Origin of the sequence: Micromonospora profundi (assembly GCF_011927785.1) — a bacterium.
GTDB classification, from domain to species: Bacteria; Actinomycetota; Actinomycetes; order Mycobacteriales; family Micromonosporaceae; genus Micromonospora; species Micromonospora profundi.
Genome location: NZ_JAATJK010000001.1, coordinates 4,069,873 through 4,086,891, shown reverse-complemented (window position 1 = coordinate 4,086,891; position 17,019 = coordinate 4,069,873). Strand labels below are relative to the sequence as shown.

Sequence of the window (17,019 nt, the reverse complement as noted above, 5' to 3'; positions counted from 1 at the left end):
CGGGACCATTGTCCTCGCGCGGTCACGGCGTGGTCCCCGGGGCTACCGGCTGCCCCCGCTTGGCCCGCTGGATCTGGTCGTAGACGTGTGTCCGCAGTTCGGTGAAACGAGGCAGGGCGCGTGTTGTGATTTGATCGCGCTCCGCCGGCAGGTCGACGACGATGTCCTCCTGGACGTGGGTCGGCGACGCGGACAGCACCAGGACGCGCTGACCCAGATACACCGACTCGTCGATGTCGTGCGTGACGAAGAGGACCGATATCTCGCGGTTGGTGTGCAGCTCACGCACCAGGTCTTCCAGGTCCGCCCGGGTCTGCGCGTCCACAGCCGCGAACGGTTCGTCCATGATCAGGATCTCCGGCTGGTAGGCGAGGGCCCGTGCGATTGCCACGCGCTGCTGCATCCCACCGGAGAGCTGCCACGGGTGGCTGCGGGCGGCGTGCGCCAGGCCCACCGCGTCGAGAGCGTCGACGACCAGTTGGTTGCGCTGCGTCCGGGAGAGCTTCTTGTGCCGCAGCGGAAGCTCGACGTTGCCGCGTACCGTCAGCCACGGATAGAGGCTGCGGCCGTACTCCTGGAACACGACGGCCATGGCGGGGCTCGGCCCCGTCACCGGTGAGCCGTCCATCTCGACCACGCCACCTGTCGGGCGCAGCAGGCCGGCGAGGCACTTCAGCAGGGTGGTCTTGCCGCAGCCGGACGGCCCGACGATGCAGACGAGTTGACCGGCGTCCATCGTGAAGCTGATGTCCCCGATCGCCTCGACGTCACCCGTCGTCGACTCGTAGACCTTCCGCAGGTGCTCCACCCGCAGCAGGGTGCTCCGGTCAGGCACGGTTGACCTCCCTGATTCCGTGGTACCAGCGCAGGACGCGCCGTTCGACGAGCCCGAAAAGTACGGCGAGCAGGATGCCGACGAGGCCGAGCAGGAGGATGCCGCTCCACATCTCGGCGATGAGGTAGTTGCGCTGGAAGTAGGCGATCCGGTAGCCGAGCCCGGAGGACGACGCGAACATCTCGGAGATCACCATCAGGATGAGCGCGACCGAGAGGGCCTGGCGGACCCCGGCCATGATGCGCGGGCTGGCTGCCGGGAGTACGAGGAACCAGAGCCGCTCCCACCAGGTGACCTGGAACGAGTCGGCGGTCTCCTTCATGACGCTGTCCGTGGCCCGGACGCCCTCGATCGTGTTCAACAGGATCGGCCAGACCGCGCCGGAGACGATGACGACAACCTTCATGGTGTCCGTGATGCCCAGCAGGAGCATTGCCACGGGGATCAGCACCGGCGGCGGGATCGCCCGGACGAACTCCAGCAGCGGTTCGAGGAGTTCGCGCAACCAGTGGGCCAGGCCGATGACGGTGCCGGCGGCGATGCCGAGCACTATCGACGCGGCGACACCGAGGCCGAGGCGGGCGAGGCTCGGCAGTACGTCCTCGACGAACGCGGGACCCACCCACGTGTCCAAGAACGCCCGGGCGATAGTCAACGGGTCGGGAAAGAACCCGCTCGTCGCCCTCGTCGACGCCAGCCCCCAGATCACCAGGAGCAGCATCGGCAGCCCGAACGCGTTGAGCAGGCTCACCACGAGGCGCGATCCGACGGTGCGGCCGCGCGGCGTGGCGGCGATCCGACCGGTGTACGCGGTCACAGCACCTCCTCCCCTCGTACGGACTGGTGCCACGACAGCACACGACGCTCGACGAACCGGAAGACGAGGTTCACCAGGAGCCCGAGCAGGCCGGTGACGACGACGAGGGCGTAGAGGCCGGTGGCGTCTCCGGCGGACCGGGACAGCTCGATCATGCGCCCGAGACCGGGGTTGCCGATCACCATCTCCGCCGTGATGGCGAGGATGAGCGCGACCGCCGCCGCGAGCCGCAGGCCCGTCATGAGGTACGGCAGGGTGGTCGGCAGCACGAGGTGCGTCAACTGTTCGCGCCGGGTCAGGCCGAAACTGCGGGCGGTGTCCCGGGCGACCGCGTCGACGTCGGCGACGCCGTAGATCACCTGGACGAACACCTGCCAGAACGAGGCGTAGATGATGACGACGAGGGCGGCCCGCATCTGGATGCCGAACATCAGGACGGCGAGCGGAATGAGGGCGACCGACGGGATCGGTCGCAGGAACTCGACAACAGTGTGGGTCGCGCGCCGCAGGAACGGCACCAGGCCGACGACCGTGCCGAGGACGACCGCGGCGACCGTCGCCACCGTCAGGCCGATCGCCCAGGACGTCATGGTGCTGCCCAGCCTCCGCCAGAAGGCGAGGTCGACGACCTGCTCGACAAGTCGCGCCAGCACGTCGGTCACGTAGGGCAGGTACTGCGGGTTGACCAGACCCAGCGTCGGGACCATCTGCCAGACGACGAGGAACCCGGCCAGGCCGGCGACGCCCAGTGACGCCTTGCGTAACGTGCGCAGGCGTCGGGCGGAATGGACGCGCATGTCACCTCCGGTGTCGCGCGACCGGCGACGCCCTCCCCGGCCCGAGGAGTCGGGGAGGGCGGGAGCGCGCCGGCTACTGCTGTTGGATGAGGCGGTCGAAGTTGGGTTGCTTGTCGAGCACCTTGTACTTCTGCGCGAGTTCCGTGAGCGTCTGCAGGCTTGAGCGGTCGATCTCCCAACCGAACTCCGGGAGTTTCACCGAGTCGGCCACCGGCGGCGGCAGTTGAAGATTGTCCTTGATGGCCTGCCGGACGGCCGCCTCGTTGGCGGGGTCCTTGGCCCACTCCAGTGTCTTCTTCATCGCCGCCGAGAAGTCCTCGACCAGTTTGGCGTCCTTCTCGGTCTGCTCCTTTGTGGTGATCGTGGTGAGGGTGGTGAGGCCGGGCACGACCGCCTGGTAGGGCGCGACGACGAATGTGTCACCGCGGCTCTTGAGCTGCGTGACGAAGGGCTCGGGCACCCAGGCGGCGTCGATGTTGCCGGCTTCGAGCTGGGCCGGGGCGTCCGGGAAGGCGACCTCGACGAATTTGATCTTGGATGGGTCGCCGCCGTCCTTCTCGACCGCCGCCATGATCGTCACATCGCCGGCCGCGCCGAGGCTGTTGACAGCGACACGCTTGCCCGCGAGGTCGGCCGGCCGCTTGATGCCGGACTTCGCGGAGGCCATCACTGCGTTGATGTCGTCGCCGCTGGCGTAGGACGAGGCGTAGTTGCCGATGATGACGACGCCGAGGTTGCGCAGGTCGGCCCGGAACGGGCCGAAGGGCTGGCCGATCGCGAAGTCGATGTCGCCGTTCAGCAGGGCGGGAATGGACTGCGCGCCACCCTGGGCGGGCAGCACCTCGACCTGGAGCCCGCGTTCGGCGAAGATGCCCGCCTTGATGCCGCCCCACAGCGCGGCGGTCTCGGTGATGGGCAGCGCGGCGACCCGTACCTTGCGCAGCTCGCCAGAGGACTGGTCGGACGGGTTGGACGCGTCGGAGTCGGTACATCCGGTGAGGGCGATCGCGGTAGCGGCGATCAGCCCGAGAGCCAGAACCTTCTTCATTGACGAGGCCCTTCCTGGGCAGGGGTGGTGGGGTGCGTCAAGAACCGGCGGATGCCTCGGATCTGCGGGTGGACTACCGCTGCGTGGGGGCACGCCGCTGTGCTGGCCATGGTCAGTCACCTCGGCATTGAATGTCAATAATCTCTGACGCCCGTCAGAAATAAGTTGAATAATGCTGTGCGCCGAGGGCGTCGCTCGCAGCCGAACTGGCGCCATCCGGCATCCACATCGGTGGGTAGTGCTGCCGCCGAGCGGTCAGACCTCCGGCAGGCCCACGTAGTTCTCCGCGAGGCTCGTGGCGTAGGCGCGTGAGGTCGCGACGTACCTCAGGGTGGCGGTCTGGAGGTTCGCCTCGTACGGGTCGTCGCGCTCCAGCCGGTGCAGCATCGAGGTCATCCACCAGGAGAAGTGCTGGGCCCGCCAGACCCGGCGCAGAGCCGTGGCCGAGTAAGCATCCAGCAGGTCGGTGCGCCCCTTGTCGTACCACGCGGCGAAGGCGTCCCCGAGCAGCGCGACGTCCGCGAGGGCCAGGTTCATGCCCTTCGCGCCGGTCGGCGGGACGATGTGCACGGCGTCCCCGGCCAGAAACAACCGCTGCCACTGCATCGGCTCGACCACGAAGCTGCGCATCGGGGTGACGGACTTCTCCAGGATCGGCCCCTCGTTGAGCGACCAGCCCGGCACCGTCTCCAGCCGCGCCCGCAGCTCCGCCCAGATCCGCTCGTCCGGCCACGCCGCGATGTCCTCGTCGGGCGCGACCTGGAGATACAGCCGCGAGATCTCCGGCGAGCGCATGCTGTAGAGGGCGAACCCCCGTTCGTGGTTGGCGTAGATGAGTTCCTCCACCGCCGGCGCGGCGGCGGCGAGGATGCCCAACCAGGCGAAGGGGTACGTCCGCTCGTAGGTGGTCAGTACGCCGTCGGGCACCGCGCCACGACTCACCCCGTGGAACCCGTCGCAGCCGGCCACGAAGTCGCACCGCAGCTCCTCGTCGCGCCCGTTCCGTCGAAAGTGGACGACGGGCGAGTCCGAGTCGAGGCCGTCCAGGCGTACGACGTCGGCTTCGAAGAGAATCGCGCCGCCGGCCGCGAGTCGGGCCCCGATCAGGTCCTTGACCACCTCCTGCTGCCCGTAGACGGTGATCGCCCGCCCGGTCAGCTCCGTCATCGGCACCCGGTGCGACTCGCCGGCGAACCGCAGCTCGATGCCCTCGTGTCGCAGCCCTTCCCGGTGCAGGCGCTCGCCGAGGCCCGCGCGGGTCAGCAGGTCGACCGAGCCCTGTTCGAGGACGCCTGCTCTGACCCGGTGCTCGACGTAGTCGCGGCTGCGACTCTCCAGCACCACGGAGTCGATTCCGTGCAGGTGCAGCAGGTGCGACAGCAGAAGTCCCGCCGGCCCGGCTCCCACGATGCCGACCTGGGTACGCATCCGCGGCATCCTCCCCTCTTTCGAGATGTCAGAACGGGTGACGCACGCTGGGTCGCCGGGCAGTGTGTTCGCTTGCCGAACGACCGTTCTCTTGTAGAACGGTGGCACGCAGTCCCGCTCGCGTCAACGGCGTGCCGTTGACGGATGCCGATACCGGCCGTACGTTCGACATCAGTACGACAGTGCGTATAGCGAACAGTCGGCGGGTCCGGGGAGGGTCATGGCGAAGCTCGTCTCGCTGGCCGACGGTGTCGCGGACCTGGTCCGCGACGGTGACGTGGTGGCCCTGGAGGGGTTCACGCATCTCATCCCGTTCGCCGCCGGTCACGAGATCATCCGGCAGGGTCGGCAGGACCTGACACTGGTGCGGATGACACCCGACGTCATCTACGACCAGCTCATCGGCGCGGGATGCGCCAGTCGCCTGGTCTTCTCCTGGGGCGGCAACCCGGGGGTGGGGTCGCTCCACCGCTTCCGCGACGCCGTGCAGCACGGCTGGCCGCGTCCGCTGGAGTTGGAGGAACACAGCCACGCGGGCATGGCGAACCGCTACGTGGCGGGGGCGTCCGGGCTGCCGTTCGCCGTCCTGCGCGGCTACTCGGGCACCGACCTGCTCCGCCACACGTCGAACATCCGGCCCATCACCTGCCCCTTCACCGGCGAGACCCTCACCGCCGTGCCCGCCCTGCGCCCCGACGTGACAGTGGTGCACGCGCAGCGCGCCGACCGGGCCGGAAACGTGCAGATGTGGGGCATCACCGGTGTGCAGAAGGAGGCGGTGCTCGCCGCCCACCGCTCGCTCGTCACGGTCGAGGAGATCGTGGACGAGTTGCAGCCGGTGCCGGGGCAGGTAGTGCTGCCCGGCTGGGCGGTCACGGCGGTGGCCGAGGTGCCCGGCGGCGCACACCCCTCCTACGCCCACGGCTACTCCGTACGCGACAACGACTTCTACCGGGCGTGGGACGCCGTCAGCCGGCACCGCGACACCTTCCGCGACTGGCTGGACCAGCACGTGCACCGGGCCGGGGCGACGGCGTGAGCGACGGGCCGGCGGCCTGGACCGCTGACGAGATGATGACAGTCGCGGCGGCCCGCCAACTGCGCGACGGCGCCGCCTGCTTCGTCGGGATCGGGTTGCCCAGCACCGCTGCGAACCTGGCCCGGGCCACCCATGCCCCGAACCTGGTGCTCGTCTACGAGTCCGGCTGCCTCGGCGCGAAGCCGGACCGACTGCCACTGTCCATCGGGGACGGCGTGCTGGCCGACACGGCCGACGCCGTGGTGTCGGTGCCCGAGGTGTTCAACTACTGGCTCCAACCCGGCCGGATCGACGTCGGCTTCCTCGGAGCCGCGCAGCTCGACAGGTACGGCAACATCAACACCACTGTCGTCGGAGGCGACTACGACGCACCGGACGTCCGCCTGCCCGGCGCCGGGGGAGCCCCGGAGATCGCCGCCTCCTGCCGGGAGGTCGTGGTGATCGTCAGGCAGAACCGCCGGACGTTCACCGAACTGGTCGACTTCGTCACCTCTGTCGGGTACGGGTCGGGCCCAGGCGACCGGGAACGGCTCGGTCTACGCGGCGGGGGGCCACGCCTGGTGATCACCGATCTCGGCGTCCTCGAACCCGACCCGGTCACCTGCGAGCTGACGCTTACCCACCTGCACCCCGGCGTGACCCGGGAGCAGGCGCGTGCGGCGACCGGCTGGGACCTCGCCGTCGCGGAGCCGCTCAGCACCGGCGAGCCGCCGACGGCACACGAGTTGGCGGTGCTGCGGGCGCTGGAGGCGACCAAGCAGCCACTGCCGCAGCGGCAGGCCGTGGCACCGGAAGCCTGACGGGAGACGACAATGACCCAGAACTCCGTCCACCCTGCCGACGCTGGCCTGGTGCTGCCGCAGTACCGGCGCGACGACATCGACGCCCACCCGCCGCTGCTCAGCCCCGGCTACAAGTCGACAGTGGGGCGCGCGCCGAAGCAGCCGCTCACCTACCTGCCGCAGCGGCTGACCGAGATCACCGGGCCGCTTCTGGGGGAGGGCCGGCTCGGCGACCTCGACCACGACCTGACCCGGCAACACGACGGGGAGCCGCAGGGGCAGCGGATCATCGTGCACGGCCGGGTCCGGGACGGCGACGGTCGGCCGGTGCCCCACACGCTCGTCGAGATCTGGCAGGCAAACGCCGCCGGCCGGTACCGCCACGCGAGCGACACCTGGCCTGCACCGCTCGACCCCCACTTCGAGGGGGGGGGCCGGGCGCTCACCGACGAGCGGGGGCGCTACCGGTTCATCACAGTGCAGCCCGGCGCCTACCCGTGGCGCAACCACGACAACGCCTGGCGGCCGGCGCACATCCACTTCTCCCTCTTCGGCCGCGCGTTCACCCAGCGCCTGGTGACGCAGATGTACTTCCCGGGTGACCCGCTCTTCTTCCAGGATCCGATCTTCAACTCGGTCCGCGACCCGGACGCGCGCAACCGGATGGTCGCCCGGTACGACCACGCCACGACGGTGCCGGAGTGGGCGCTGGCGTACGAGTTCGACATCGTGCTGCGGGGCCGGGCGAGCACTCCCTTCGAGGGCGAGGACGACGATGAGTGAGCGGTTGGGTGTGACGCCCGCGCAGACCGTCGGGCCGTACCTGCACATCGGTCTGCGCTGGCCCGACGGCCCGTACGTCGTCCCCGAGGGCACGCCCGGGGCGTTCTGGATCCGCGGCCGGATCCTCGACGGCGCCGGGGAGCCGGTTGTCGACGCGCTTGTGGAGAGCTGGCAGGCGGACCCGGACGGCCGTTTCGACCACCCGGACGACCCGCGCGGGGCCCGGCAGCCAGCGCTGGCGGGCTTCCGTGGCTTCGGGCGCAGCGAGACCGACGGGCAGGGGTGGTACGAGCTGCTGACAGTGAAGCCGGGGCCGCTGCCCGACCCGGACGGCGGCACCGAGGCACCTCACCTGGCCCTGTCGGTCCTCGGTCGAGGGCTGCTGCACCGTCTCGCGACCCGGCTCTACTTTCCCGACGAGCCGGCGGCGAACGGCGACGACCCCGTGCTGCGCAGCGTCGACGCCGACCGCCGGGACACACTGATCGCCAGTCCCGCGCCGGACGGGCTCCGCTTCGACATCCGCCTCCAGGGTGACCGTGAGACAGTTTTCTTCGCCGTCTGACGGGCTGCTGGGCAGTCTCTCCGGCGCTCCCGAGGTCGACAAGGAACTCGGCGACACGGCCCTGCTGCGGGCCCTGCTCGACGCGGAGGCCGCGCTCGTCCGCGCCGCTGCGGACGCCGGTGTCCTGCCCACGACCGCGGCCGACGCGATAGTCGAGCAGTGCCGCGCCGAACGGTACGACACGGCGTCCCTCGGCCGGGCGGCCGACGCGGCAGGCAACCCTGTCGTCCCGCTGGTGCGGGAGCTGACCGCCGCAGTGCCGGAGCACGCCCAGGGTTGGGTGCACATCGGCGCGACAAGCCAGGACATCCTCGACACCGCGCTGAGCCTGGTGGCCGTACGGGCGCTCGGGCCGCTGCTGCGCCACCTCGACGCCGCCGTGGAGGCCGCCGCCCGGCTCGCCGACACCCATCGGGACACGGTGCTCGTCGCCCGGACCCTCGGGCAGCAGGCGGCACCCACCACGTTCGGGCTCAAGGCCGCCGGCTGGTTGACAGGCCTTGTCGACGCCCGGGACCGGCTCCGGCAGGCGGGCGCCGCTCAACCCGCGCAACTCGGCGGCGCGGTCGGCACCCTTGCCGCGCTCGGCCCGGCCGGCCCGGACATCGCCGAGCGGTTCGCCGCGCACCTGGGTCTACCAGCCAGCCCGCTGCCCTGGCACACCCGCAGACAGCCCCGGCTCGACCTGGCCGCCGCCCTCGGTGGGCTTCTCGCGGCCACCGGCAAGGTCGCGCTCGACGTCGGGCTGCTGGCCCAGACCGAGATCGGCGAAGTCGCCGAGGGCGGGGCCGGGCGGGGCGGCTCCTCGGCGATGCCGCACAAGCACAACCCGGTGGACTCGGTGCTTATCGGCTCCGCCGCGCGGCGCGGTCCAGGCCTCGTCGCCACACTGTTCGCCGCCGCCGTGCAGGAGCACGAACGGGCCGCCGGCGCGTGGCACGCCGAGTGGGAGCCCCTGCTCGACCTGCTGCACCTTGCCGGCGGCGCGGCCAGCCGGTGTGCGCGGATGCTGGCCGAGCTCCAGGTCCGCCCGGAGCGGATGCGCAGGAACCTCGACGTCACGGGTGGGCTCGTGCTCGCCGAGGCGGTCGCCGCGCGGCTGGCACCCGCCCTCGGTCGCGACGCCGCACACGACCTGGTCACCCGTGCCGCCGCGGCGCCCTCGTTCCGCGCGGCACTGCTCGCCGACCCGCAGGTCCGCGCCCACCTGTCCGAGGCGCAGGTCGACGAGGCGCTCGACCCGCACCGTTGGCTGGGCTCGGCCGGCCGGTTCGTCGACAACGCCCTGGCCGCCGTGCGAGGGCCGCGGACATGACAGCTCGGCTGCACACCACAGTTGACGGACCGGCCGACGCGCCGGTGCTGCTGCTCGGCAGCTCCCTCGGCACCACGGGCGCGATGTGGGAACCCCAGGCGGCGGTCCTCGCGAAGCGGTTCCGGGTCATCCGGTACGACCACCTGGGCCACGGCCGCTCGGCGGTGCCGTTCGGCCCGTACACGATGGATCTTCTGGGCTGTGAGCTGCTGCGGACGCTCGACGACCTCGACGTGCCGTGGGTCCACTACGCGGGCCTGTCCCTCGGCGGCATGGTCGGCATGTGGCTCGCCGCGCACGCGCCCGACCGGGTGCGGCGGCTGGCGCTGCTCTGCACGTCGGCGTCGCTCGGCCCACCCGAGCAGTGGCGGGACCGGGCGGCGACGGTACGAGCCGTCGGGCTGGAAGCCGTCGCCGACGCTGTGGTGGCCCGCTGGTTCACTCCCGGCTTCGCCGCCGACCGACCGGACGTGGTCGCCACCCACCGTGCCATGCTCACCGCGACGTCCCCCGCCGGCTACGCCGCGTCCTGCGAGGCGATAGCCACAATGGATCTGCGCCCCGACCTGGCCCGGATCGACGCGCCGACACTTGTCGTCGCGGGCGCCGACGACAGGGCCACCTCCGTGGAACACGCCCGCGAGATCGTCGGGCGCATCCCCGGTGCCCGGCTGGCAGTGGTCGGCGCGGCGGCGCACCTGGCAAACGTCGAGCAACCCGAGCAGGTGAGCCGACTCCTGTTGGACCACTTCGACGAGAGACCGGGAGACCGATGAACGACAGGGAGCGGCACGAGGCAGGCATGACGGTACGCCGGCAGGTGCTGGGTGACGCGCACGTCGACAGCGCGGTGGCCGGCACCGACGAGTTCACCGCCGACTTCCAGGACTTCATCACCCGCTACGCGTGGGGCGAGGTGTGGAGCCGGCCGGGCCTCGACCGGCGTACCCGCAGTTGCATCACCCTCGCCGTGCTCGCCACCCTGCACCACGACGAGGAGTTGGCGATGCACGTCCGCGCCGCGCTGCGCAACGGACTGAGCCGGCAGGAGGTGGCGGAGGTCCTGCTCCAGGTCGGCGTCTACGCTGGCGTACCGGCGGCCAACCGGGCGTTCAAGGTGGCCCGGGAGGCCCTGCGGCAGGAGGCCGGGTGAGCGTGCGCGCGGAGGCGACGAGATCGCCGGAGTTCGTCCAATCGCTGGAGCGCGGGCTCGCGGTGATCCGGGCGTTCGACGCCGACCACCCGCAACTCACGCTCAGCGATGTGTCCCGCAGGACCGGGCTGACCCGGGCCGCCGCGCGCCGGTTCCTGCACACACTGGTCGAGTTGGGCTACGTGCACACCGACGGCAGGCTCTTCTCGCTGCGGGCGCGGATTCTCGACCTCGGCTACGCGTACCTGTCGAGCCTGAGCCTGCCCGAGGTCGCGCAGCGGCACATGGAGGCGCTTGTCGCGCAGGTACGCGAGTCCTGCTCGGTGTCGGTGCTCGACGGCGACGAGGTGGTCTACGTCGCCCGCGTTCCCACCAAGCGGATCATGACGGTGGGGATCAGCGTCGGCACCCGCTTCCCCGCGTACGCCACGTCCATGGGCCGGGTGCTGCTCGCCGCGCAACCGGCGGACTGGCTGGACGCCTACCTCGCCACGGCCCAGCTGCGGCCGTTGACGCGGCGCACCATCACCGACCCGGCGAAGCTGCGGACCGTCCTGGCGAAGATCGCCGCCCAGGGGTACGCGATAGTGGACCAGGAGTTGGAGGAGGGGCTGCGGTCGCTCGCCGCGCCGATCCATGGCGAGAACGGAACGGTGATCGCCGCGGTCAACGTCTCCGCGCACGCCTCCCGGGGCTCCTTCGAGGTGATCCGCCGGGACCTGCTTCCGCCGCTGCTGGCCGCCGCGAAGCGTATCGAGGAGGACGTCCGGGGCGGCCACGCCCGGGCAGGTGCCGACCCGTCCGCCACCCACGTCGGCGGCGCGGGTCACCCGATTCGACAGGCCAGCCGATGAGCGAGGTCCGGCGGCGCGCGGCCTGAACCGCGGCCGGCGGCAGCCGCTGCCCCTCGGTTAGACGGTGGCGTCCTGGACGGGCCGGACGCCGTTGACAGCCAGGTCGGCGGTGACCGGCGAGGGCTTGAAGCCCTTGACGATCAGGTAGACGCCCAGCGAGAACTCCCACACGGCGATGGGGAGGGCGGTGAGGGCCGTCACGGGGGACAACCGGTCCCAGAGACCGAACAGGATGCCGAGGTCGGCGGCGACGAGCAGGGGCGCTCCCGCCAGCCCGATCAGTGGGAGTACCCGTGGCACCAGGCGTGCCTGGTACAGCAGGGAACCCAGCAGCAGGGCGTTCACGGCCGGCAGGAAGCTCTGGCTGAGCAGGAAGACCGAGTCGTAGAAGGCGACAAGCATCTGACCGGTGACGAGCGCGTCCGCTCCGACTTCGGCCCGCCGCAGGGCCACGACCGTCAGGAGGCTCGCGACGCCGATGAAGATGCCTGCGGCTTCGAGGACCCGGACGCCGACGAAGCCCAGCGCACGGGCTTCACCCTGCCGCTTGAGCACCGGATACAGCGCGATGGCGGTGCCCATGCAGGCGAGGGCGACGATCACCTCGAGGGCGGCGCCGACGGCGACCGAGGTGTCCGACGTGGTGCCGACGATGTAGTCAGCGTCGCGCACCGGCGCGTACAGGGAGAGCGTCGGAATCGATACGAAGGTGAGCACATAGAACACGCCCGCGACAAGCGAGGTCTTCCTCAGTGCGTCCATCAGGGGCCCTTTCCGTCGCTGTCGCTCAGCCGACCTTTGTCATGCCGTCACCCTCCTGCGGATCGCGGCACTCGCGAATCGGCCACTCGGGCATTCCTCGACCCGTCCACCGATCCGGACCGCTTCGGCGGCCTGAAGCGCATCGGCACGGGCCACCGGTATCGGTACCGGTGGCCCGTGCCGCTGTGCGTGCCCGTCGACGGGGGAGAAGCTAGCGACTCAGCACGTACGCCATCACGAGCGCCGCCACCAGCGCCAGCGCGGCCAGCACCGCCGCCGCGATCTTCGCCGCGCTGTACGGACGCTCGCCGATGACCTCGCCGGTCCGGGCGTTGACCAGGACCTGGTACGACTTGCCGGCGTGCAGGTACGCGGCGATCCACACCGGCAGCAGCATCAACTTGTACGCCACGTCCGAGTAGGCGGTGTCCACCGCGGAGACCCGCTGCTCGTCCCCGCCGATGTCCGACCGGCAGTCCCCCTCGATGACCGGTGCCATCCGCGACTTCGCCTCGACGAGCCCCGCCTCGGGCTCGGTGTCATAGCGCAGCGCGTGATATCCGGCCAGGTAGTCGCTGTGGTACGCGACCGCCTCGGTCAGCGGCCACGGGGCCAGCTCGTCGAGCTGCTTCGCCGGCAGGTGCGTGGTGGCGGGCACCAGCACGTCGTCGAAGTCCCGGCGGACGGTGCCGCTCGCCGGGTGCCACCGGGTGTGGCGCACCTGTCGGGTGCGCGTCTCCTGCCGGCCGTCCACAGTCACCGTGTACGTCTCGGTGACGTAGTAGTGCTCACCGCGCTGACCCTGGTAGTCCGACACGGTTCGCGCGTCGAACGTCCAGTGCGGCAGGTAGGTGCCCTTGAGCGTCTCCGCCTCGCTTACCTTCTTCAGGCTCCCCGGCGCGAACCAGCGGCTGCGGCACCAGGTGCCCAGGGCGGTGCGCACGCCCGCCCGGTCCACAGCGAACGGCAGCACCGCCTCCGGCGCGATCAACTCGCCGGTCACGTTCTCCGCCACCAGTGGCGTGGCGCAGAACTGGCAGCGCTTCGCGATTGCGTCGCTCTCGGTGTGAGCGCCGCAGGCCGGGCAGACGTACGCGTGCGCGGCGACGCTTGCCACCGGCTTGCGCGGCAGGCTCGCCAGTTCGTTGTACGCGTGCTCGCGCACCTCCCGGCCGGCACCGGCGACCTCCTGCCGGTACCCGCAGTACGGGCAGCTCAGCGCTGCCGCGCCCGGCGTGTACTCCACGCGGGCGCCACACCCCCCGCACCCGTACGAGGGCGGGGAAACCGCAATCTCGCTCATGCCGGCACTCGCCCCCTCACTGCGGCGGCAGCGGTGGCGGGACGCTGGCCAGCACCGCCGCCAGCTCCGGCACCTGCCCGGCGGGCTGCCACTGAGCCATGCCGGCCTGCCAGACGAGCGTGTCCGGGCCCAACGTGCCCGCGCCCACCTGCTCGGCCAGCCCACCGAGGTCGTACGGGCCCTGCCGCTGCCCGGCGACGCCGACGTACCACTGCGCCTGGTTCGGCAGCGGCGGCGGCTCGGCGGCGGCCGGCTGAGCGGGGGCCGGCTGTGCGGCGGCTGGTGCCGGCTGCGGCGCGCCCGAGCCGCCCGCCATCGCCCGGGACATCTGCTGGCCCATGGCCATGCCCATGCCCAGCCCGATGCCGGCGCCCGCCTCGCCGCCTGGGTTCTTGGCTGCGGCCTCCATGGCGTTGGCCGCCTGGAACTGGGTGTACCGGCCCAGGTCGCCGACAGCGCCCATGCTGGTCCGCTTGTCGAGCGCCTGCTCCACCTCCGGCGGCACGGAGACGTTCTCGATGACGAACTTGGGGATCGCGATACCGACCTCGGCCAGCTCCGCTGTCAACACGCCCGCGAGGCGCCGGCCGATCTCGTCCTGGTGCGCCGCCAGGTCCAGCAGCGGCACGCCCGCCGTGGCCAGCGCGTTGCCCAGTCGTCCCACGATGAGCTGCCGCAGGTATTCCTGCACCTCCTCGGTGCGGAACTGCGGGTCGGTGCCGACAAGCTCCCGCAGGAGCTGTGAGGCGTCCACCACCCGGGCCGCGTACGCGCCGAACGCCCGCACCCGGACCACGCCGAACTCGGCGTCACGCAGGATGATCGGGTTCTGCGTGCCCCACTTCATGTCGGTGAACTGCCGGGTGTTGACGAAGTACACCTCGGCCTTGAACGGCGAGTTGAAGCCGTACTTCCAGCCCTTGAGGGTGGACAGGATGGGCATGTTCCGGGTTTCCAGCGTGTACGTTCCCGGTGGGAAGGCGTCGGCGATCTTCCCCTCGTTGACGAAGACCGCCGTCTGGGACTCCCGGACGACCAACTGGGCGCCCATCTTGATCTCGTTCTGGTACCGGGGGAACCGCCAGACGATCGTGTCCCGGCTGTCATCCAGCCACTCAACGATGTCGACGAGTTCGCCCCGGAGCTTGTCCATCAGCCCCATCGCACACCCTCCCGTCGGCGCCGAGGTCCGGCGTCGCGGCGACCATAGCAACCCCCCGCCACCTGCGAAAAGCGAGTCTTGGACACCGATTCGCCGCCGCCGATCACCGTCTCGACCGGTGGCTGAGGGCACCTTGCACCGAACGCACTGCCCGGTCGGCACTGGCGTACACCGGCCGGTGCAGACCTGGGCGGCTGGCGGTGGCCGATCGGTCAGGAAGCGTCGCCGGAGGGCTGTGCGCTGCCCGCGTTCGCTCAGGTGGCGTCGCCGGTCGTCGTCCCGGGTCGGACGTACTCGACGTACACGTTGTCCATGTTGGACAGAACTGTCGCGCCGTGTGCCCGGAGCCGGCTGGCTCCGGGCACACGTGTCGCCGTCGGTCAAGGGCTGGTGCAGGTGACGCCGCTGGGCGGCGTGGCGCCGTTGCCGGTGGCGGTGAATCCGAAGGTGGTGGAGGCGTTCGGGCCCAACGAGCCGTTGTATGCGGCGTTCTGGACGCTGACGGTGCCGGTGGTGCCGGTGTTGACGCCGTTCCAGAGGCTGCTGATGGTCTGGCCGGAGGCCAGGCCCAGGCGCACGGTCCAGCCGTTGAGCGGGGCGGTGCTGGTGTTGGCCACTGTGACCTCAGCCTGGAAACCGCCGGGCCAGGTGTTCACGGTGCGGTAGGTGGCGGTGCAGACGCCCGGTTCGCCGGTCGGCGGCGGGGTGGTGGGTGGCGGTGTGGTCGGCGGAGGCGTGGTGGGCGGCGCGGACGTGGGTGGCGGGCTCGTCGGCGGCGCGGTGGTGGGCGGCGGCGTGGTCTCGAACTGGGTGAAGAACCGCCAGATCTCCGCAGAGGTCCACGTCCGCGAGTCGTTCGGGCTTGACGACCCGTCGACAGGGCTGGGGGTGTGGTCGCCGTCGAAGGCTGCCCACTGCACCGGGTATCCGGCCCGGCAGCCGGAGTAGGTGGTGGTGATGTGGGTGAGGCTGCCTCGGCTCGGCTCGCGTGGGCTCTGCGCGGTGCAACCGTTGTTCCGGACGAACGTGTCCCGCAGCGATCGACCCATGGAGATGTTGAGGACGCTGTCGAAGGTGCCGTGGATGCCGAAGTAGGCGACGGGCTGGGTGCCGCCGTTGCATCCGCTGAGGTTGGCGCCGGAAATCACGGTTACCGCCCGGACGACGGTGGGCCGCGCGCAGGCCACCGCGTAGCTCATCGCCCCGCCGTAGCTCCAGCCGAGGGCGAAGCGCTGGGTCGTTTCGACGCAGAGGTCGTTCTCCACCTGCCGGGAGATGTCGTCGAAGAGGGTCAGGTCGCGGCCGTTGGTGTTGGCCCAGCCGTTGTCGATGCCCTGGGGCGCGACGAAGATCGTGCTGTTGTTCGACAGCGGCAGCAGACCGTAGTAGCCGGCCGAGGCGACGTTGTTCGCCGACCCGTTCAGCCAGTGGAAGCCGAAGATCAGCCGGTAGGGGCGGTTCCTGTCGTAGTTGTCCGGGATCCGCAGGATGTAGGTGCGGTTCTGCCCGCTGCTGGAGATGGTGCGCGTCCCGCTGGTCAGGGTGGGCGCCTTACCGCATCCGGCGGTCGCCGCGAGCGTGCCGTTGGTCGCGGCCTCCGCCGTGGCGCCCAGCGCGCCGCTCAACGCCGCACCGGTGGACGCCGCGAGGAGAACGGCTGCGGCGGCGATTGTCGACAACAGCTGTGTACGTTTGACCATTGCTTGCCTCCTTGCCCTTGATCGTCTGGGCCGGTGGTGCGCACGACGTCGACCGAACGACCCGCCGGCTGTGCCCGGCTCGTCCGCCATCGACGAGCCGGTTCGTGCCCGGGCTCTCCGTCGATGCGGGGGCGCCCGTGCGGGCGGGGGGAGGCTGGGCATGTGGCCGGGTCGGAATCGCCCGTTGGCCGCCTGCGGTCAGCCAGCATCGGCGGAGCGGCCCGGACTTGTCGCCGACCGGCCAGGCGGCGCGGTGGTGGTGCCCACGAGCGCCCTGCCGATTGGCTGGGGTGACGGGGAGCGTGCCCTGCACTCCCGCGCCGAAAGATAGCAGTTTATCGATAACATCTCCAGCCGCCGTCTTGCGGAAAGTAGGGCGGCGGCTGCTGTCTCCCGGGGGCGCGGCACCGCCTCGCCGGGTCGGTCCAGGGCGTCCTGGCGGCACGTTCCTCCGCCGTAACTATCGCGCCGCCGACCGCAAATTCCAGAGGTGTGGTCGCCCGGGCGCGTGTGAGCGCTCACAGCGCGTCGGGTCGCACGCCGGGCGACCGGGGGACCCGCTGGAGCCCTTCATTCGGGCGGCTCGCCGTGAACGGGTTTGGTAACGATTCTGTGAACCCGTGTGAACGCTTCCTACCTGCTAATCCCGCACTTCGAGAAGGGTTTCGGGCAAAGG

General features: G+C 70.9%; 17 protein-coding genes. 8 read left to right on the top strand and 9 right to left on the bottom strand.

Translation table 11 applies throughout. The annotated features are described in order from the left end of the window. Positions 1-22: 22 nt before the first annotated feature. The 5 genes from F4558_RS17850 to pobA all read right to left on the bottom strand — a co-directional run bounded on the left by F4558_RS17850 (position 23) and on the right by pobA (position 4,925). On the bottom strand, positions 23-835 hold the full coding sequence (locus F4558_RS17850) for an ABC transporter ATP-binding protein (RefSeq protein ID WP_167945225.1): 813 nt from the start codon (positions 833-835) through the stop codon (positions 23-25). Then, the gene (locus F4558_RS17845; RefSeq protein ID WP_312877356.1) at positions 828-1,652 is read right to left on the bottom strand and encodes an ABC transporter permease; all 825 of its coding nucleotides are present in this window, start codon (positions 1,650-1,652) and stop codon (positions 828-830) included. The genes F4558_RS17850 and F4558_RS17845 overlap by 8 nt, the downstream gene beginning before the upstream one ends. Continuing rightward, a complete protein-coding gene (locus F4558_RS17840) occupies positions 1,649-2,449 on the bottom strand; it encodes an ABC transporter permease (RefSeq protein WP_167945224.1) in 801 nt (266 codons plus the stop codon). Before F4558_RS17840 ends, F4558_RS17845 begins: the two co-directional genes overlap by 4 nt. Positions 2,450-2,522: 73 nt before the next feature. Further along, positions 2,523-3,497 (bottom strand): ABC transporter substrate-binding protein, encoded by a 975-nt coding sequence (locus F4558_RS17835; RefSeq protein ID WP_167945223.1) that lies wholly within the window; start codon positions 3,495-3,497, stop codon positions 2,523-2,525. 255 nt (positions 3,498-3,752) lie between these two features. Then, entirely contained in the window at positions 3,753-4,925 is a 1,173-nt protein-coding gene (gene pobA, locus F4558_RS17830) for a 4-hydroxybenzoate 3-monooxygenase (protein WP_053656004.1), read from the bottom strand. 220 nt (positions 4,926-5,145) lie between these two features. Here pobA and F4558_RS17825 point away from each other — a divergent pair, with 220 nt between their 5' ends. The 8 genes from F4558_RS17825 to F4558_RS17790 are packed head-to-tail and all read left to right on the top strand — an operon-like array spanning position 5,146 to position 11,416. Further along, entirely contained in the window at positions 5,146-5,964 is an 819-nt protein-coding gene (locus F4558_RS17825; protein ID WP_053655935.1) for a CoA transferase subunit A, read from the top strand. Continuing rightward, entirely contained in the window at positions 5,961-6,764 is an 804-nt protein-coding gene (locus F4558_RS17820) for a CoA-transferase subunit beta (protein WP_312877355.1), read from the top strand. The genes F4558_RS17825 and F4558_RS17820 overlap by 4 nt, the downstream gene beginning before the upstream one ends. A gap of 12 nt (positions 6,765-6,776) precedes the next feature. Beyond that, on the top strand, positions 6,777-7,529 hold the full coding sequence (gene pcaH / locus F4558_RS17815; RefSeq protein ID WP_167945222.1) for a protocatechuate 3,4-dioxygenase subunit beta: 753 nt from the start codon (positions 6,777-6,779) through the stop codon (positions 7,527-7,529). Further along, a complete protein-coding gene (pcaG, locus tag F4558_RS17810) occupies positions 7,522-8,094 on the top strand; it encodes a protocatechuate 3,4-dioxygenase subunit alpha (protein WP_167945221.1) in 573 nt (190 codons plus the stop codon). Before pcaH ends, pcaG begins: the two co-directional genes overlap by 8 nt. Continuing rightward, a complete protein-coding gene (pcaB, locus tag F4558_RS17805; protein WP_312877354.1) occupies positions 8,069-9,409 on the top strand; it encodes a 3-carboxy-cis,cis-muconate cycloisomerase in 1,341 nt (446 codons plus the stop codon). Before pcaG ends, pcaB begins: the two co-directional genes overlap by 26 nt. Beyond that, on the top strand, positions 9,406-10,185 hold the full coding sequence (gene pcaD / locus F4558_RS17800) for a 3-oxoadipate enol-lactonase (protein ID WP_167945219.1): 780 nt from the start codon (positions 9,406-9,408) through the stop codon (positions 10,183-10,185). Before pcaB ends, pcaD begins: the two co-directional genes overlap by 4 nt. After that, the gene (gene pcaC, locus F4558_RS17795; RefSeq protein ID WP_053655946.1) at positions 10,182-10,562 is read left to right on the top strand and encodes a 4-carboxymuconolactone decarboxylase; all 381 of its coding nucleotides are present in this window, start codon (positions 10,182-10,184) and stop codon (positions 10,560-10,562) included. Before pcaD ends, pcaC begins: the two co-directional genes overlap by 4 nt. Further along, positions 10,559-11,416 (top strand): IclR family transcriptional regulator, encoded by an 858-nt coding sequence (locus tag F4558_RS17790; RefSeq protein WP_053655948.1) that lies wholly within the window; start codon positions 10,559-10,561, stop codon positions 11,414-11,416. The genes pcaC and F4558_RS17790 overlap by 4 nt, the downstream gene beginning before the upstream one ends. A 57-nt stretch (positions 11,417-11,473) precedes the next feature. Here F4558_RS17790 and F4558_RS17785 read toward each other — a convergent pair whose 3' ends face one another. The 4 genes from F4558_RS17785 to F4558_RS17770 all read right to left on the bottom strand — a co-directional run bounded on the left by F4558_RS17785 (position 11,474) and on the right by F4558_RS17770 (position 16,343). Then, on the bottom strand, positions 11,474-12,178 hold the full coding sequence (locus tag F4558_RS17785) for a DUF4386 domain-containing protein (protein ID WP_167945218.1): 705 nt from the start codon (positions 12,176-12,178) through the stop codon (positions 11,474-11,476). Between the two features lie 211 nt (positions 12,179-12,389). Next, positions 12,390-13,424 (bottom strand): hypothetical protein, encoded by a 1,035-nt coding sequence (locus F4558_RS17780; RefSeq protein ID WP_231640052.1) that lies wholly within the window; start codon positions 13,422-13,424, stop codon positions 12,390-12,392. Positions 13,425-13,497: 73 nt separating this feature from the next. Next, positions 13,498-14,634, bottom strand: coding sequence for an SPFH domain-containing protein (locus F4558_RS17775; RefSeq protein WP_245241342.1), 1,137 nt, complete (start codon positions 14,632-14,634; stop codon positions 13,498-13,500). A 389-nt stretch (positions 14,635-15,023) separates the two neighbouring features. Beyond that, positions 15,024-16,343, bottom strand: a complete 1,320-nt coding sequence (locus F4558_RS17770) for a CE1 family esterase (RefSeq protein WP_053655955.1) — start codon at positions 16,341-16,343, stop codon at positions 15,024-15,026. Positions 16,344-17,019: the final 676 nt, after the last annotated feature.

Coding starts and splice junctions, on each gene's coding strand:
- pcaD (WP_167945219.1), top strand. CDS start 9,406: ATGACAGCTCGGCTGCACACCACAGTTGACGGACCGGCCGACGCGCCG.
- F4558_RS17775 (WP_245241342.1), bottom strand. CDS start 14,634: ATGGACAAGCTCCGGGGCGAACTCGTCGACATCGTTGAGTGGCTGGAT.
- pcaG (WP_167945221.1), top strand. CDS start 7,522: ATGAGTGAGCGGTTGGGTGTGACGCCCGCGCAGACCGTCGGGCCGTAC.
- F4558_RS17785 (WP_167945218.1), bottom strand. CDS start 12,178: ATGGACGCACTGAGGAAGACCTCGCTTGTCGCGGGCGTGTTCTATGTG.
- F4558_RS17770 (WP_053655955.1), bottom strand. CDS start 16,343: ATGGTCAAACGTACACAGCTGTTGTCGACAATCGCCGCCGCAGCCGTT.
- pcaH (WP_167945222.1), top strand. CDS start 6,777: ATGACCCAGAACTCCGTCCACCCTGCCGACGCTGGCCTGGTGCTGCCG.
- F4558_RS17825 (WP_053655935.1), top strand. CDS start 5,146: ATGGCGAAGCTCGTCTCGCTGGCCGACGGTGTCGCGGACCTGGTCCGC.
- pobA (WP_053656004.1), bottom strand. CDS start 4,925: ATGCGTACCCAGGTCGGCATCGTGGGAGCCGGGCCGGCGGGACTTCTG.
- pcaC (WP_053655946.1), top strand. CDS start 10,182: ATGAACGACAGGGAGCGGCACGAGGCAGGCATGACGGTACGCCGGCAG.
- F4558_RS17835 (WP_167945223.1), bottom strand. CDS start 3,497: ATGAAGAAGGTTCTGGCTCTCGGGCTGATCGCCGCTACCGCGATCGCC.
- F4558_RS17840 (WP_167945224.1), bottom strand. CDS start 2,449: ATGCGCGTCCATTCCGCCCGACGCCTGCGCACGTTACGCAAGGCGTCA.